Genomic DNA, 17,078 nt, shown 5'->3' with positions numbered 1-17,078 from the left:
TTTTATTCAGTTTTTTGCACTAGTAGTGTTGTATAAAATTGCAATTCTATTTATAATACCGCTTTCATATAATTGAGGTATAGAAAGGAGCAGGCAAATGACTCTAATTTCTAGGCAAATTAATATTGCGACCAGTTTACTAAACAATCCACAGGTACATAAAGTAAAGGATCTGTCTAATAGGTATAAGGTATCCGTTAGGACTCTTAGAAATGATCTGAAAAGAATAGCAGATTGGGTAAACAAGCAGCCTGGTTGTCAATATCATGCAAAGCCTGGTAAAGGGGTATGGATAAGTTTTGCCAGTGATTTTAATCGAAAAAAAGCGATTGATGATTTGCAATCATTTGAAAATGAGGAAAGCATTGTTTCACACTATTTGAATCCAACACAGAGAAAATGGCGACTTTTAACCGAATTAGTTTTTTCAGATAACTATTTAACGGGAAAAGAATTGACAAAAATGTTGGGTGTATCTACTAATACATTCTTAGCAGATTTGGCTAATGCTGAAGTTGAAACAAAAAAATTCAATTTAAAACTAATCAGTAAAAATTACTATGGATATTCTTTGGAAGGCAGTGAGATACATCTCAGAGCATTGATGGAATATGTTCTTCAAAAACAATTAGATAAGTATTCCTACGGAGCGACTAGTTTAATAGATATGATTGCAAAAATAACTACTAGATCAGTTTTTAAATCATACTTGCCAAAAGAAGTTAGCAAGTTGATTAATTATGTTTCATTGATTTTAGCTGACAAGTTAGATTTAAGTGAATCGCTTAATTCTGGTTTGGACTTAAGTGTAGCTAAATCAATGATTAATCGCTTAGCTATCATTATTTTTGAAAACAAGCGCCAAAGAGGTCTAAACGCTGGAATAGTTGAAAGAAAACTAAATAAAACTCAAAAAATATATGTTCAGATTTATCAGGCAGTCATAAAAACATTTCACCTCAAGCCATCTCTTGAGGAAGAAAAATATTTTGTTTTTGGCGTGAATGTTTTAGAAAAAACAGTTAAGACTGATGAGGTGGTTAAGAAAGTAATTGCTTATGTGTCTAAAGCGCTTGATTTGCCACTAATTAATGATATTAAGCTGCGCGATTCACTGACTCAACACTTGATGAGTGAACTTAATAGCAATTACCAGCATTTTACCGATTATACGCCATTTACTGAAGAGGTTAAGAACAGATTTAATGTTCTGTTCTTAACTGTTGGTCAAGCTCTAGAAAAATATATTTCTAAGAGTCCAATTATTATCAGCGATACATTTATAACTTTAGTTTCACTTCATTTCTTAGTTGCAATTAGTGACATAAGAAAGAACCCACAGGTACGTATACTGTATGTGTGTTCAAGTGGATTATGTGCTACAAAGCTATTAGAAAAAGTTATTCAGGGTAGTATTCCTGACATTGTGAGTGTTGGCTTTGCATCTGTCATCAATTACCGTATTAAAATCAGAGAATTAAAACCAGATCTTGTTATTAGCATTTTCCCTCTAGAGAAAGTTAGTAACATACCAATTACTCAGGTTAATCCAATTCCAAATGAAAAAGATTTAAGGACGATACAAAAAAAGGTTTCATGCTTAACCACTACCAGTTTATCTTTGGGTGTTACTAGTGTTGGAAGAACAGTTAAGAATGAGCGTTATATAAATAACGTTGAAAAAGTTTTATCACTCAGCATTGAAGCCTTCATTAAAGTTAGTGATTATCTTGATAACCAAATAAGCAAAAAATATAAAAAAGCTTTTATGATTCATGTTCAGTTAGCAACAGAGAGAATCTACTTTAATAAACAATACAATATTAAGCCAACTAATAGGCAAATAAGAAAATTTTCTAACATAGACATAGAAAATTTACGAAAGATTTTTAGTGAAATCAAGTTAGAAATAAATATCAGTGAGATTGTTGCAATGCTGCGTTATACGTTAATGAAATAAAGGAGATGATTAGTTAAATGCAGGTAGTACCTTATAAGGAATTTAATAAATATCTTGATAAAAGCAAATATAAAAAAAGTTTGGAAAAAGTGATGAGGTATGTAACATCGCTAATCAATGAGCAAGGGTTACATCCAAGCGGTCTTGAACTTCAGATTCTTGGCAATCATTTGGCAGAAATGGTAAATAGAGCTGAGAAAGGCGACAAATTAGAATCTGTTGATAAGAAGATTTTTGCCAAAGTTAGCAAACAATCAATTGAAATTGCTCAAAAGATTGTAGATTTTATAACTGAAAATGTTGGTTCGCTTTCGGAATCAGAAAAATATGTTTTGTCAATTCATTTTGAAAATATGCATTTAGATTAATGGAGGTATAGATATGTTAACGGTAGTGGTTGCAGACAGAATGGGTAAAGGACAAAATGTTGCGCATGGTATCGAAAAAGCAGGTGCTAAAGCTATTTTAGTTCCTGGTATAGGTGCAGACATGAAGCTGGGTGATGTAATGCATGAAAATAATGCAGATTTTGGAATCTCATTTTGTGGCAGTGGGGGTGCAGGAGCTCTAATTGCTAATAACAAATATGGTTATCCAGAAAGACATGGTATGAGATCAATTACACAAGGAATAACTGCTATTAATGATGGTAACAAGGTTTTGGGATTTGGTTTTATGGATAAGGAAGAGCTTGGGCAAAAATTAGTTGAAGCAATTAATAAGAAATATCCTGGTAAATTTTAGGTGAAAAAATGGACAATATCATTCTCGAAAAGGATAAGACTGTTTTAGTAGAAGGCAATGCTAAGGATAAGAAAGGGGCGCTTGCTGATGCAGTAAATAAGATTTCTAACAAAGTATTGTCTGAAGAACAAAATTTAGTATTTAAAATAGAGCCAAAAACCTTTGAAATAGAAAAAGCTGAAGAAATCGATGAAAAAGAACATTTTTTGTTTTTATTTTTTCCAAGAGTACGTAAGTCCTATAAAGTCAGAATAAAAGCACTCGTATATTTAGAATATGTTGCTCTTGCAGACTTAGACTTTAAAAAAACTAAAAAGAATGATAATGAATTTCTACATAAAGTAATAAAGGGGGTATAAGAATGCAAGTTTTAATAATTCTAATTGAATCATTGATTATTGGTACACTAGTTGGTTTTTCTGTAGGTGTTGGGGCTGCCAGAATGTTTAATGCACCGACTGTTCAAGCTCTTGGAGCCTTTAGAACATTGGGCGAAATGAACGCTAGTGAAGGAGATCCTATGTCACATTTTTCTTTTGGATTGGGGTTCTTTTTCAATGCCTGGGCATCTACTGTTGCCGCAGGTTCTTTTACGCAAGATGTCACTCACAGAGTAATTCCCAACTGGGCAGCTGCTATCCTGATGATTAAAAATCATGATCCCAAGGCAATGCATGATGCTAAAAAAATGGGCGTTGCTGGTGCTGTTGTAGGAGCTGTAATAGTGACCTTTTTAAATTTAACTAGTTCGGCTTTGCCACAATCGCTTCAGATTACTGCGGTTAAGGTTTTAGTTCCGGCAGCAACTATGCTTATTAATACGGTCATGCCAGTAATCTTTTGGCTAGCAGCAATTGATGCTGGTACACGCTCGGGAATCTTTGGGACAGTCTTTGGCGGATTAGCGCAATTAATTATGGGCAATGCAGTACCAGGGGTTGTTTTAGGCATATTAGTTGGCAAGGGTGTAGACGAGAGCGGATGGAACAAGATTACAAAAATCATTTTGGTCACTACAATTATTTTGTTCGTTCTTAGTGCGTTCTTCAGAGGCATCGATATGACTTTGCTCAAGCAATTAAATCTGAATGTTCCTACCTGGCTAAAACAAGTTCATGCTGCCATAGGCGGCTAATTTTAATAAAAAGGAGGAAATAAAATGAATAATGAAACCTCGACAGAGGAACAAGAGTTAGCTTTAAAAAATACAAAGAGCTTTTGGTATGCTGACTGGAGTTTTCCTATCATTGTTGGTTTAATGTCGGCTGGTGTTTTTGCCGGTACGTCAATGTACTTTAACTATGGCACAGGTGCGTTTAATGAAGTAGCCTTTGTCGCAATGCTAAAGGCAGGAATGACCGGAGGCTCTTATGGTGCTGCAGCTGCATTTGGTGCCAGCTTTTTATTTGCACGTGTTCTTGAGGGCTCACTTGACGGCATTCTAGACTTAGGCGGGTCGATATTGACTGGTGTCGGATTGGGTGTACCAGCTATTTTGCTTAGCATGAATATTAAAGAACCAATTAGGAATTTCCCTCTAGCATTGCTAACGGGAGGCTTCATCGGCATCTTAATTGGCGCAATTATTTATGCTATTAGGCATTTCACGCTGAAGAAGGCTAATTCAACTTTTGGTGCCGATATTATGATGGGTGCAGGTAATGATACTGGTCGCTTTTTAGGCCCCTTGATTATTATTTCTGCAACGCAAGCCTCAATTCCTATTGGGCTGGGTGCGATTATTGGTGCGGTTCTATTTTATGCCTGGAAAAAGCCAATTACGGGTGGCGCAATTATTGGCGCAATGCTTGCAGGCTTGTTCTTTCCAATCAAGGTCTAGTAGGTGAGTTGAAATGATCGATCTTTATTTAAAAAACGGAAAAGATGTTGATGATACGCCTCTTGAAGCGGCTATCCTAGGTAACAAGATTATTGCAGTTGGTCATCGCTTAGAAGGAATTAAAGCACGGCAGAACATTGATCTTAATGGTAAATATGTGTCTGCTGGCTGGATTGATGATCACGTACATTGCTATGAGAAGTTAACACTATACTATGATGATCCTGATGAAGACGGTTATAAGTCTGGTGTAACTACAGTGATAGATGCTGGATCAACAGGTGCTGACAATATTGATGATTTTTATGAAATCACGAGAAAAAAAGTCACTAATGTTTTTGCAATGATTAATGTAGGTAAGACTGGTATCTTAGCCCAAAATGAACTAGGTGACATCAACAAGGTTCAAGAAAAGCCGCTGATGGATGCCATCAAAAGTTATCCAGACTTTATTGTGGGGATTAAAGTAAGAGAAAGCCATTCTGTAGTTGTTGATAATGGGATAGAACCATTAAAGAGAGGAAAGCTATTTCAAAAAGAATTGGGTGGCAACTTTCCAATTATGGTGCATGTTGGTGCTAATCCCCCCGAATTAACTGAAATTTTATCTGTAATGGATGAAAATGATATTTTGACGCATGGTTATAATGGAAAGCCAAATGGGATTTTAGATCAAAATGACAAGATTAAAAAGTTTGTTTGGGATGCTTATCAAAAAGGTGTAAGGTTCGATGTCGGTCATGGCACTGATAGCTTTAACTTTCATACTTTTGATATTGCCAATAGTGCAGGACTAGTTCCACAATCAATCAGTACCGATATTTATCATCGTAACCGTATTAATGGTCCAGTCTATAATCTTGCTACGACCTTGGATAAGTTCTTGATGTATTATCCACTAGCTGAAGTAATTAAGAAAGTCACAGAAGCACCAGCTGAAAATTTCAATCTCGTCAATAAAGGAAAATTGAAACCTGGATATGACGCCGATTTAACTGTTTTTAGTTTGGGAAAAAACACTAGCATTACGTTAACAGATTCAAATCAGAATGAGCGAACATTTGATCAAAAACTCTGCCCTAATAATGAGTATTATTATGGGTAAAGTTTATAAAATTGGAGAATAAAATGGACTTTTATCAAAAACTAAATCTTAAGCATGTTATTAATGCAAGTGGAAAAATGACTATTTTGGGAGTTTCGAAGGCGTCTCTTGCAGGAATTGACGCGCAAAAATTTGGTGATACACATTTTTTCGAAATGGCTGACTTAGTAAAGAAAAGTGGACAATACATTGCTAAGCTAATTGGAGCAGAGGATGCAATTATCGTTAATTCTGCTTCTGCTGGTATTGCATTGACAGTAGCAGCTTTAATTGGTCAAGGAAGTAAATATCATGTATATCATCCATTTTCTAAAAAATTTAAAACTAGAAATGTAGTTATACCTAAGGGGCAAAATGTTGACTATGGAACTCCTGAGGAAGAAATGATCTCTTTAGGCGGCGGAAAAGTAATTGAAGCTGGGTACGCTAATATGTGTTCATCAGAACACGTTGAAATGATGATTGATGAGGATACCGTTGCTATTCTCTACGTTAAGAGTCACCATGCAGTAAAAAAGAGCATGCTATCAGTGGAAGACGCTGTAAAAGTTGCCCATAAACACGGTTTGCCACTAATTTTAGATGCTGCTGCTGAGGAAGATTTAAAAAAGTATCTTGCTTTAGGTGTAGATCTTATTCTCTATAGTGGTGCTAAAGCGATTGAGGGACCAGCATCAGGCTTGGTCTTTGGCAAGGCTAGTATATTAACTGGATTAGAATGCAGGGCGCAGGAATTGGCCGAGCAATGAAAATTGGTAAAGACAATATTTTAGGGCTAGTCGGAGCCATTGAAGAATATCTTGATAATGGTCCAGAAGAGGGCAGTCATATGCGTAAGCGATTAATGCCATTTATTCAAGATTTAGCAGAAATTCGAGGAATTAAAGTTAAGGAGCTCCAAGATCAAGCTGGCCGAGCAATTTATCGAGCAGAAGTAAAAGTTCTGCCAGATGCGCCTAAGGATGCAGCGGAATTAATTGAAGCGTTGAAGGAGCACAATCCTGCAATTTATACGCGGGAATATCGTGCCAATGAAGGCATAATTGAGTTTGATATCAGAGCAATCGATTCTAACGAAATGAAGCAAATTGTAAAAAGACTAAAGGAGATTATGAAGTAAATGGAATTAGTACCGAATTATTATAAAGAAAGAGTTGCACTAAATGTACTAGCGGGATCCGTGGAAAACTCTAAAGACATTTATAAAGCAGCACAAGGTCATGTGGTCTGCGGCGTATTGACTAAAAATTATCCTGATAACAATAGCTGTATTACAGACTTGAAGAAATATCAAGCAGCAGTAAATAATGCTATATCTGTAGGGCTGGGAGCCGGTGATCCTAATCAAAGCCAAATGGTGAGTGAAGTTTCGAAGGTTATCCAACCGCAACACGTAAATCAAGTATTTACTGGTGTTGGCTACTCTCGAGCTCTGTTAGGTCAAAAAGAAACAATTATCAATGGTTTGGTTTCGCCAACGGGGAAAGTAGGTTATGTCAACATTGCTACTGGGCCACTCAGCTCTAAAGAGATGAGTGCAGAAATTCCAGTCGTTACTGCAATTGCACTTTTAAAGGACATGGGCGGAAGTTCGTTTAAATTTTTCCCAATGAAAGGTCTGGCTCATAAGGCCGAATATGAATATATTGCTAAGGCTTGTGCAGATAATGATTTCAGTTTAGAGCCAACTGGCGGAATTGACTTAGAAAATTTTGCTGCGATTTTAGATATTGCTTTAAGTGCGGGAGTTAAGAAAATCTTGCCGCATATATATTCATCTATTATTGATAAGCAGACTGGTATGACTAGACCTAATGATGTCGCTAAGTTGTTTGAAATAGTTAAAAGCAAATTGGATTAAAAGATGGTTACAGATATAGCATTCAAACGAAGGTTAGGAATATCGATTTATCCTGATCATAGTGACTTTGATGAAGACAAACTATATATACGCAAGGCAAGTAAGTATGGCTTTTTGCGGATTTTCATGAGTATGCTGGAGATCTCTGAGAATAAGGAAGCAGTGGTTCAAAGATATCAAGAACTGGTTGGACTGGCTAAAAAACTTAATTATGAGGTTATTTTAGACGTTTCACCGGCAATTTTTAAACAATTAGGGATTTCTTACGATGACTTATCCTTTTTGCCAAACTTGGAGTGGATGGATTAAGGCTAGATGATGGCTTTGATGGAAAAAAAGAAGCTTTACTTAGTTATAACGCCCAAAATTTAGTCATTGAATTGAATATGAGCAACGACGTTGCATATCTAGATAACATTTTATCTTACCAGGCAAATAAACCGTTTCTATATGGTTGTCATAATTTTTATCCACAAAAGGGTACTGGGCTACCCTATCAATTCTTTATAAAGTGCACAGAACGGTTTAAACGCAATAATTTGCGTACGGCTGAGTTTATCAGCTCTCAATCTGGAACAATAGGACCATGGAATGTCAATGACGGTCTGCCTACCTTAGAAGAAGATCGTGATTTGCCACTGACTATACAAGCCAAAAAAATGTTTGCTACAGGTTTGATTGATGATGTCATTATTGGTAACGCATATGCGAGTGATGAGGAATTGCAGACTTTGGGTCAGATTGATCGTTATCAGCTTGAGTTCACAATTGAATTTACGGCAAATAGCAATAAAGTTGAACAGGAGATCGTTTTAACTAACCAGCATGTACGCCGCGGAGATATTACAGATCAGGTGATTAGATCAACCGAAGTCAGAAAAAAGTATCAAAACCTTTCAAACCCAAGTCATGATAATGAGCTTGAGTTTCAACGTGGTGATGTAGTAGTTGTTAATGAAAAATTTGGTAAATACCAAAATGAATTACAGGTAATTTTAGAGCCCCAGCGAGATCAACGTAAAAATCTGGTAGGTCATATTAATGCTAAGGAGTTGATTTTGCTCTCTCAAATTAAACCTTGGTCAAAATTTAAATTTGTTATTTAAAAGGAAGTAATGTCTAAACTATGAGGTGAAAAATATGGATACTTTTGTTAATTTTTTGGAGGCTAAGGTCTTACCTGTAGCTAATAAGTTCGGTCAGCAAAGACATATGGCAGCAATACGAAAAGGGATTATAGCTACATTACCCCTAACGATTGTAGGGTCATTCTTTACTATTTTAAGCAATATGCCTATTCCGGCGGTTGCAGATTTTTTGCTACCGTATCAAGCAATATTGGATATTCCTTTTCGCTTTACGGTTGGTATCTTGTCTCTATATGCAGCTTTTGGGATTGCTTCAGCACTAGCAGAAAGTTATAAGATGATACTCTGTCTAGCGGAATCTTGGGTGTGATGGCCTTTTTAATTGCTACAGTTCAACCAGTCAAGGTTAATGAGGACGTCAAAGGCGTTATTGCTGCAGGGCATTACTTGAATATTGGTAATTTGAGTGCCTCTTCACTTTTTGCAGCGATTGCTACTGGACTGATTTCAGTCGAAATTTACCATTTTTTACAAAAAAAGAATATCACAATAAAAATGCCTGATGGTGTGCCGCCGGAGGTTTCAAATTCGTTTGTAGCCTTATTTCCGGCAGCAATTATTTTAATATTATTCTGGGTAGTGAGAGATATTTTAAACTTTAATATTGCTACTTTTATTTCTAATATCTTAATGCCATTAAAGAGTTTCTTGGTAGGTAATAGTTTAGCTGGAGGTCTAACTACGGTCTTCTTGATATGTGGTTTTTGGACTTTGGGCATCCATGGTGCAGCGATTATGGATCCAGTAATCAGGCCTTTCTGGGAAATGTCAATTGCGCATAACATGAGTCAGTTTCATGCTGGTGTCGCTGCTACAAACTTGCCGACTATCTTTACTGAGCAATTTTTACAATGGTTTATTTGGATAGGTGGAGCAGTTGGCACTTTAGCTTTAGTGGTTTTGTTCATGTTTTCAAAGTCTAAATATTTAAAGGACCTAGGCAAGTTATCTTTTTTACCGGGTTTGTTTAATATTAATGAACCCATCATTTTTGGGGCACCCATCGTTTTAAATCCAATTTTAGGGATTCCCTTTATTTTAGGCCCACTTGTAACTGCAACAATTTCTTATTTTGCCACAATTACTCACATTGTTCCAATGATGATGGCGAGATTGCCATTTACACTTCCTGGACCGATTGCAGCCTTCATGAGTACTAATTGGAGCTGGGAAGCTATGGTGCTTTCCGTGCTAAACTTCGTTGTTTACTTGCTGATATATTATCCATTTTTTAAAGTTTTTGAAAAACAACAGCTTGAGAAGGAACAGATAGCTGAAAAAGCATAGCAATTATGGCCAGAAAGGTGTCACATGAATGAGCTGTTTTTATTAGTTGTATGTTTTATTATGTGTCAAATATTTGTAAAAAAATCAAATAAAATTACTCAGTTTTTAAACCAAACAAGTCCGGGAAAGATCTTGTTTCTTGGAATAATAGTAATAGGTGTACTACTGGCAATAACTATTTTGTTTAAATTTAGCTGGATTATTGTCGGATTTATTACTATTTTTGAAGGTTCAATTATTTCAGAGAAGTACCGGCTAGTATTTGAAAAAATGGAAAAAGGAAAAAGCTAAATTAAAGCAGCAATCATTATGGCTAAAGTTAAGTAAAAATAAAATATTGTAAACAGTTAAGAGGCAAATTATGGTAGTGAAAGCTAGAATATATAATAGAATTCAAAAAGCAGGTGTAATAGCTGTAATCAGAGGCCACAGTGAAGAAAATTCATACCTAATAGCTAAAGCTTGTATTGCTGGAAAATTAAGTGCAATAGAAGTAGCATTCACATCGCCCAATGCTGATAAGACAATCGAGAAGTTGAGTAAAGAGTATTTGAAAGAGGATAATATAGTTATTGGTGCTGGTACGATTCTTGATGCTACTACAGCAAGACTGGCTATAGTTGCTGGAACAAAATTTATTGTCAGTCCATCATTTAATAAAGAAACAGCAATGCTTTGTAATCTGTACCAAATTCCATACATTCCCGGCTGTTTTACAGCAACGGAAATACAACAGGCCCTTACTTATGGAGCAGAGGTCATAAAAATGTTTCCTAGTTCGGTATCTGGACCAAGTATTATTAATGAGATTAATGGTCCATTTCCAAATGTAAATATCATGCCTACCGGTGGAATTTCATTACAAAATATGAATGAATGGCTTAGTAAAGGTGCTTTTGCAATAGGAGTTGGTGGTAGTTTGGTTGGTCCAGGAGATCATGATGACTACAAAGCTGTAAAAGATAATGCAAAACAGTTTCATGAAAAATATATAGCCGCTATAGCTAAAAAATAAAAATGAATATTAAGTCTCAAAGTCATTGATATGGCTTTGAGACTTTTTATATGCCCATTTTTTTCAAATTAATTTTGGCAGTTTGCCTTTGCCAAAATGTCCACTAGATTTGCTTGTAAGCGGATACCTGATTTTTTAAAATAAAAGTATGGATGAAGCAAGTACAGGAGGAAAAAGAAGATGTCACAAGAAAATATAACTGCTGGTCAAACAACAGTTAAGAAAAAGAGCTCAATTAAGACCAAAGTTCAACGCTTTGGTACGGCTCTTTCAGGCATGATTATGCCGAACATTTCGGCAATTATTGCCTGGGGACTCATAACGGCGCTGTTTTTAGTACCAGGAGGATGGTTCCCTAACGCAAATATTGCCAAATTAATTAATCCAATGCTGCACTATCTGTTGCCACTACTAATTGGTTATGTTGGTGGCCGGATGATATCAGGTGAGCGTGGAGCTGTAGTTGGAGCAATTGCTACAGTCGGCGTCATCGTCGGAGCCAATGTTCCGATGTTTCTAGGTGCCATGATTATGGGGCCTTTAGGCGGTTGGTGCATTAAAAAGTTTGACCAATTATTTGCAAACAAGATAAGGGCCGGCTTTGAGATGATTTACCAAAATTTCTCAGCTGGAATTATTGGAATGATTTTAGCTATTATTGGTCAATTTGTTGTTAATCCCCTAGTTGTAGGTGGTAGCAATATTGCGGCTCAAGGTGTTTCTTGGATTATTTCAGCTCACCTTTTGCCGTTTGCCAATGTCTTTATTGAGCCAGCTAAGGTTCTATTCCTAAATAATGCAGTCGGCAATGGTATCTTGGTACCGTTAGGTATCCAACAAGTAGAACAAGCTGGTAAGTCAGTTTTGTTCTTGCTTGAATCAAATCCAGGTCCGGGACTTGGAATTTTGTTAGCCTTTTGTCTTTATGGCAAGGGCAGTTCTAAATCTTCAGCGCCTGGCGCAGTAATTATTCAATTTTTAGGTGGTATTCATGAAATTTACTTTCCCTACATTTTGATGAAACCATTACTGATTATTCCTGCAATTTTGGCTGGTATTTCAGGCACGTTCACTTTCCAGCTGCTGGGCGCAGGATTAAAAGCTGCTGCTTCGCCAGGATCAATTATTGCAATTCTTTTAATGACACCTAAAGGTAGTTATATAGCTAACCTTGCGGGTATTCTAGTTGCTACAATTGTGTCGTTTGTTCTTTCAGCAATTATTTTGAAAAAAGATAAGTCTTTGGGTGATGACCTGGAAACTAAGCAAGCTGAAATGAAACAGATGAAGAATGAATCAAAAGGTATTGCTAGTGACAGTAACAGTAATAATACTGCTGTAACGCCTGCCAAGGACGTTAAAAAAATCATCTTTGCATGTGACGCTGGTATGGGTTCATCCGCAATGGGTGCTTCACTACTGCGTGACAAGCTTAAGAAAGCAGGAATAATGGATATTCCAGTGACGAATATGGCTGTCCGGGACTTAAAGGCAGAACCGAACCTTTTAGTTGTTACGCAAAGTGAATTAACCGACCGTGCTACTGAAAAGACTCCAGATGCAGTGCATATTTCAGTTGGCAACTTCATGAATAGTCCTCGTTATGACGAGATTGTTCAGATGTTAAAACAAGATACCGTGAGCGACCAAGCAAAAAGCAACCCTGACCCTGCAGAAAAATCTGAAGATAGCTCTGCTTTGTTTAGTAAAATTGATTTTACTAAAGTTAAAAAGGTTTATTTTGTCAATGGACCTAAGAACATGGGGTCAACAACGATGGCAGTTAGTTTATTCAATGATGAATTAAGAACAGCTGAAAAAGATTTGCTTGCTAAGCAAGTGGCATTAGCTGATGTTAAAGATAGTTCAACAGGATTATTGATAACAACTTCTGCACAGGAAGCACAGTTAAAAGCAAGCGTTAATCAAGCCCAAATTATTGCTGTTGATAATATGTTAGAAAATGAGAATCTGCAAAAGTTAATTCTTTATTTAAAATAGTAAGGAAATAGGACATGGAACTTGATAAAAAAATGATTAAGCTGGGTCAGCATTTTGATACAAAAGAAGATGCAATTCGGGCAGCAGGACAATTGTTAGTTGACAATGGCTGTGTTGATTCTGGTTACATTGATTCAATGCTGGCACGTAATAAAGAACTTTCGACATATATTGGCAATTTCATTGCAATCCCACATGGAACTGATGAGGGGAAAAAATTTATTAAAAAGACAGGAATATCTCTTATTCAAGTTCCAAAAGGAATTGAATTTGGAGAAGGCAAAGGCGACCACAAAATGGTAACGGTTGTTTTTGGAATTGCTGGTGTGAATAATGAGCATTTAAACGTTTTGTCACAGATTGCATTATTTTGTAGAAAAATTGAAAATGTAGCTAAATTAGCAGATGCGCAATCTGAACAAGAAGTAATTAGTCTGTTAAAAGAGGTAGAAGAATAGTGAAAGCAGTACATTTTGGAGCAGGTAATATTGGACGTGGGTTTATTGGCGAAACACTAGCCGCTAATGATTTTTCAATTATTTTTGTTGATGTTAATGAAGCAATTATTGATGAACTCAATAAACGGCAAGAATATACAATTGAACTAGCCGCTGAAGGACAAAAAAAGATCAACGTCAAGAATGTTCGGGGGATCAATAATGGTAAAAATCCAGAACAAGTTGTTAAGGCAATTGCCGAAACAGATTTGGTTACAACTGCAATTGGTCCTAAGATCTTGCAATTTATTGCTCCGCTAATTGCTCAAGGAATTGAAGCGAGAAAGGACAATGGTAACGAGCAAAAGATTGACGTGATCGCCTGTGAAAATATGATTGGGGGCTCCCAACTGCTGAAGAAGGAAGTTTATAAACATTTAAGCGACGCTATTAAAGCTTATGCCGATGAATATATTGGATTTCCTAATGCTGCTGTTGATCGAATTGTTCCATTGCAAAAGCATGATGATCCTTTAATGGTTTCAGTTGAGCCGTTTAAAGAATGGATAGTAGATGAATCTCAAATGGCTAATCCAACTTTGCAATTGAAGGGAGTAGACTATGCTGAGGATTTGGAACCATATATTGAACGTAAACTGTTCTCTGTTAATACAGGTCATGCGACTGTAGCATATACAGGCAAGACTTTGGGTTATGACAGTATTGGTCAAGCAATCAAGGACAAGCGAGTTTTAGATCAGCTAAAGGGTGTTTTAAAGGAAACAGGTGATCTCCTGATTGCCAAGTGGAAGTTTGATCGCTTAGAACATGAAAAGTATCAGACAAAGATCATTAAGCGCTTTGAAAATCCATATATTTCCGATACAATTGCTCGCGTTGGACGGACACCTATTCGTAAATTAGGCTACGATGAACGCTTCATTCGGCCAATTCGTGAAGCTAAAGAGCGCGGGTTAGGCTACAGCAAATTAGTTGAAACTGCTGCCAAAATTTATCAATTTGATGTTCCTAGTGATGATGAGAGCGTAAAGTTACAACAAATGATCCAAGAAAAATTTGCTGAAGTTGTTAAAGAAACAACAGAGCTAAAAGATCCAGAATTAGTTAATGTAATTGCTGAGAAAATATCAACAGAATTCAAAAAATAAATCGTTCAAATTAAAGAACAGTCATTTGATATATTTAAGTTATAGCAATGGCTGTTTTTGCTGATTTTACTAGTGAACTTTTATTATGGTAGGAGGTGGAATGATGGTAGTATTTACAGAACGACAAAGAGAAATCTTGCTTAAATTAACCAAAAATAAAAGGGGACTTTCCTTAACGGAATTAAAAGAACAGCTGGGTGTTAGTCAGCGTACGCTCTACCGTGAATTCGCTGACTTGCGGCTGTATCTTGAACAGCAAGGCGTAATTTTAACTAACAAAAAGGGCACATATCTGCTTGAAGGCAATCAGACGGCTTTAAGCAAAATCAAAAACGGTCTTGTTAATCAAAAACATACTTATCACTTATCTACCTCTTCGCGACAAGATGCGATTGTTGCTATGCTTTTATTAAGTAATACGGAAATGAAGATCAACGATTTAGCCCTAAATTTAGAGGTTAGCCAGGGCACAATTCAGCGTGATTTAAATGATGTTGCTCAATCTTTGCAGGCTTATGATCTGTGCCTGCATCGAAAAAAAGGCGTAGGAATTGTCGTTAGTGGTCCAGAAGATATCCGACGCTACCTTTTTTGTAGGCTAATCTTGAATGAGATCAATGAATATCAGTTTTTGCTTTTTCTGCAAAGGAAGAGAGATTTGACAGCGAATTTCTTTGCATTGCTTATTCCAACAGATCTTTTAGTTAGAAGCTATGAGGCACTGACAACATCGGTTTTGCCCCACATCAGAGGGATATCTGATCGACAGGTTATTTCACTGGTTGTTATGTTTTCCTTATCAATTTATCGTTTTTCAAAGGGCTGCAAGCTAACTAAAATGACCAATGACAAAGTTGATATCAAGTATTTAGGGTTAGCATATCGATTTTTGGCTAATTTGCACTATCAGAATATTGGTACTAAGACTACCAAAGAGGAAGTAAACTTTCTGGCAGCACAATTGCAGAATAGTGACCGGCAAAATACCAGTAAAAACTTAGATGAAATTGACTTCTCGCTTTCTGTTCAAGTCAAAGAATTTATATCATTGGTATCTACGGCATATGGCTGGAATTTCACTTGTAATCCAACTTTTTTTGAGAAATTAACTCATCACATCGAAGCACTTTTAAAGAAGAAGCAAGTTACGTTGCCAGAGACGGATTTATCTGAGATCAAGGGACTAGAGCAAAAATATCAAAAGCTCTTTAAAATTATTGTTGAAAAATGGCATGAGGTTTTTCCTGATAAAACTATTGGTGACTATGAAAAGCAATTGCTATTACTTTATTTTGCTAATGAATGTGAAAATCATAAGTATTGCCATGACTTGAGTGCATTAGTAATTTGTGAAAATGGCTTCTCAACATCACAAATTTTAAAGAGCCGTTTGCAACAAGAGGTGCCAGAAATTAGTCGGATAGATACGACTAAAATAGCCAAGTTAAATCATACAGCAATTGCTAATTACGATATTGTTTTGACCACAGTCGATTTGCCAGGCTTTTCGCGTGACTACATGGTTGTAAGCCCACTTCTACTGACGGATGAAGTTAAAAAAATCAAGAATTACTTGCGTACCTACCAGTATAAGTATGCCAATTTTAAAAAAGATAAAGTTCAAGAATCTGCTATGACAAAACTATTAGCACAAAAGAAAGAGATTGATCTTTATGCCAGGATTGCTAGTCAGATTTGCGTACTTAATTTTGAAAATACTGCTAAACAGTCATTGGAAGAAGTGATTACTAAGATTGTTCAGGTACTGCCAAATGAAATTATTGTTGATGCAGTATTAGTTGCTAAAAAATTGCTTTATCGGATTAATTTAGCGCCAGTAGGACTACCGGATACACATTTAGCATTAATCCATGCTAGCAGTTCGGCAGTTTCTAAAGCTTTTGTCACAATTTGCCAACTTCGTCTTCCCATTGAAATGGCTGCTATGGATAATAAACAAATTAAAGTAAAACGATTTCTGGTTTTGCTGGTTCCTTCTGAAAACAATACAGTAGAAACAAAAGCATTAGGAAAAATCAGTAGCATGCTGGTAATGAGTAATGAAACAATGGACTTGTTTGAAAATGGAACTACAGAGCAGTTAAGACAATTTTTGGCCGGTAAATTTTTAGCAATCTTAAAAAGTAAATAGAAAAATAAAATTGTATATTAAGATGAACACTCTACTTTGTTTGACAGATGCAATTTAATCTTCTTTCATAGACTCATAGGGAATGAGATAAACTGCCGACGCTAAACAATATTACTCAGTCGCTAATACTGCACCGTTTTTCCTGATAGCAATCAGCTGTAGATTGGACATCATAGAAAGTGATGTGGTTATATTTGATTAGACCAAGTTCGAGTTCATATTTAATTTTAGTGAGTTAGAAACTGAGGATGAAAACAAATTGGCGCAAAGAATGGCTATGTTAGTGCAAGATTTTAGTGGTACAGTTTTTCCTAAAACAAGCCGTATAATAGATTTTCTTGATTTTACAATCCACCATA

13 protein-coding genes and 4 pseudogenes are annotated in these 17,078 nt (G+C 36.2%); all 17 read left to right on the top strand.

The window, feature by feature from the left end; all coding sequences use genetic code 11:
• Nucleotides 1-97: 97 nt before the first annotated feature.
• The 17 genes and pseudogenes from AC2JF7_RS06610 to AC2JF7_RS06530 all read left to right on the top strand — a co-directional run bounded on the left by AC2JF7_RS06610 (nucleotide 98) and on the right by AC2JF7_RS06530 (nucleotide 16,719).
• A complete protein-coding gene (locus AC2JF7_RS06610; protein WP_500727900.1) occupies nucleotides 98-1,960 on the top strand; it encodes a BglG family transcription antiterminator in 1,863 nt (620 codons plus the stop codon).
• Nucleotides 1,961-1,977: 17 nt separating this feature from the next.
• On the top strand, nucleotides 1,978-2,328 hold the full coding sequence (locus tag AC2JF7_RS06605) for a PRD domain-containing protein (protein ID WP_500727899.1): 351 nt from the start codon (nucleotides 1,978-1,980) through the stop codon (nucleotides 2,326-2,328).
• Nucleotides 2,329-2,341: 13 nt separating this feature from the next.
• Complete coding sequence (locus AC2JF7_RS06600; RefSeq protein WP_500727898.1) at nucleotides 2,342-2,704, top strand: SFCGS family glycine-rich protein; 363 nt, start codon at nucleotides 2,342-2,344, stop codon at nucleotides 2,702-2,704.
• An 8-nt stretch (nucleotides 2,705-2,712) separates the two neighbouring features.
• Complete coding sequence (locus AC2JF7_RS06595) at nucleotides 2,713-3,063, top strand: DUF4312 family protein (protein WP_500727897.1); 351 nt, start codon at nucleotides 2,713-2,715, stop codon at nucleotides 3,061-3,063.
• Between the two features lie 2 nt (nucleotides 3,064-3,065).
• Nucleotides 3,066-3,839, top strand: coding sequence for a DUF4311 domain-containing protein (locus AC2JF7_RS06590; RefSeq protein ID WP_500727896.1), 774 nt, complete (start codon nucleotides 3,066-3,068; stop codon nucleotides 3,837-3,839).
• 24 nt (nucleotides 3,840-3,863) lie between these two features.
• Entirely contained in the window at nucleotides 3,864-4,544 is a 681-nt protein-coding gene (locus AC2JF7_RS06585; RefSeq protein ID WP_500727895.1) for a DUF4310 family protein, read from the top strand.
• A gap of 13 nt (nucleotides 4,545-4,557) precedes the next feature.
• Nucleotides 4,558-5,671, top strand: a pseudogene (locus AC2JF7_RS06580) (amidohydrolase/deacetylase family metallohydrolase).
• Nucleotide 5,672: 1 nt separating this feature from the next.
• A pseudogene (locus AC2JF7_RS06575) lies at nucleotides 5,673-6,769 on the top strand (DgaE family pyridoxal phosphate-dependent ammonia lyase).
• Nucleotides 6,770-7,510, top strand: coding sequence for a 2-dehydro-3-deoxy-phosphogluconate aldolase (gene dagF, locus AC2JF7_RS06570; protein WP_500727894.1), 741 nt, complete (start codon nucleotides 6,770-6,772; stop codon nucleotides 7,508-7,510).
• A 3-nt stretch (nucleotides 7,511-7,513) separates the two neighbouring features.
• Nucleotides 7,514-8,616 (top strand): annotated as a pseudogene (locus AC2JF7_RS06565) (DUF871 domain-containing protein).
• A gap of 34 nt (nucleotides 8,617-8,650) precedes the next feature.
• Nucleotides 8,651-9,945 (top strand): annotated as a pseudogene (locus tag AC2JF7_RS06560) (PTS sugar transporter subunit IIC).
• 24 nt (nucleotides 9,946-9,969) lie between these two features.
• Nucleotides 9,970-10,236, top strand: coding sequence for a hypothetical protein (locus AC2JF7_RS06555; RefSeq protein WP_500727893.1), 267 nt, complete (start codon nucleotides 9,970-9,972; stop codon nucleotides 10,234-10,236).
• 70 nt (nucleotides 10,237-10,306) lie between these two features.
• Nucleotides 10,307-10,960 (top strand): bifunctional 2-keto-4-hydroxyglutarate aldolase/2-keto-3-deoxy-6-phosphogluconate aldolase, encoded by a 654-nt coding sequence (locus tag AC2JF7_RS06550; RefSeq protein WP_500727892.1) that lies wholly within the window; start codon nucleotides 10,307-10,309, stop codon nucleotides 10,958-10,960.
• Between the two features lie 180 nt (nucleotides 10,961-11,140).
• Nucleotides 11,141-12,961: a PTS mannitol transporter subunit IIBC gene (locus AC2JF7_RS06545; protein WP_500727891.1), complete on the top strand. Its 1,821-nt coding sequence runs from the start codon at nucleotides 11,141-11,143 to the stop codon at nucleotides 12,959-12,961.
• 14 nt (nucleotides 12,962-12,975) lie between these two features.
• Nucleotides 12,976-13,419: a PTS mannitol transporter subunit IIA gene (locus tag AC2JF7_RS06540; protein WP_500727890.1), complete on the top strand. Its 444-nt coding sequence runs from the start codon at nucleotides 12,976-12,978 to the stop codon at nucleotides 13,417-13,419.
• Nucleotides 13,419-14,567: a mannitol-1-phosphate 5-dehydrogenase gene (locus tag AC2JF7_RS06535; protein WP_500727889.1), complete on the top strand. Its 1,149-nt coding sequence runs from the start codon at nucleotides 13,419-13,421 to the stop codon at nucleotides 14,565-14,567. The genes AC2JF7_RS06540 and AC2JF7_RS06535 overlap by 1 nt, the downstream gene beginning before the upstream one ends.
• A gap of 100 nt (nucleotides 14,568-14,667) precedes the next feature.
• Nucleotides 14,668-16,719: a BglG family transcription antiterminator gene (locus tag AC2JF7_RS06530; protein WP_500727888.1), complete on the top strand. Its 2,052-nt coding sequence runs from the start codon at nucleotides 14,668-14,670 to the stop codon at nucleotides 16,717-16,719.
• Nucleotides 16,720-17,078: the final 359 nt, after the last annotated feature.

The organism is Lactobacillus sp. XV31L (assembly GCF_059900865.1).
The sequence above is the reverse complement of the archived record's forward strand: the minus strand, read 5'-3'. Positions and strand labels throughout refer to the sequence as shown.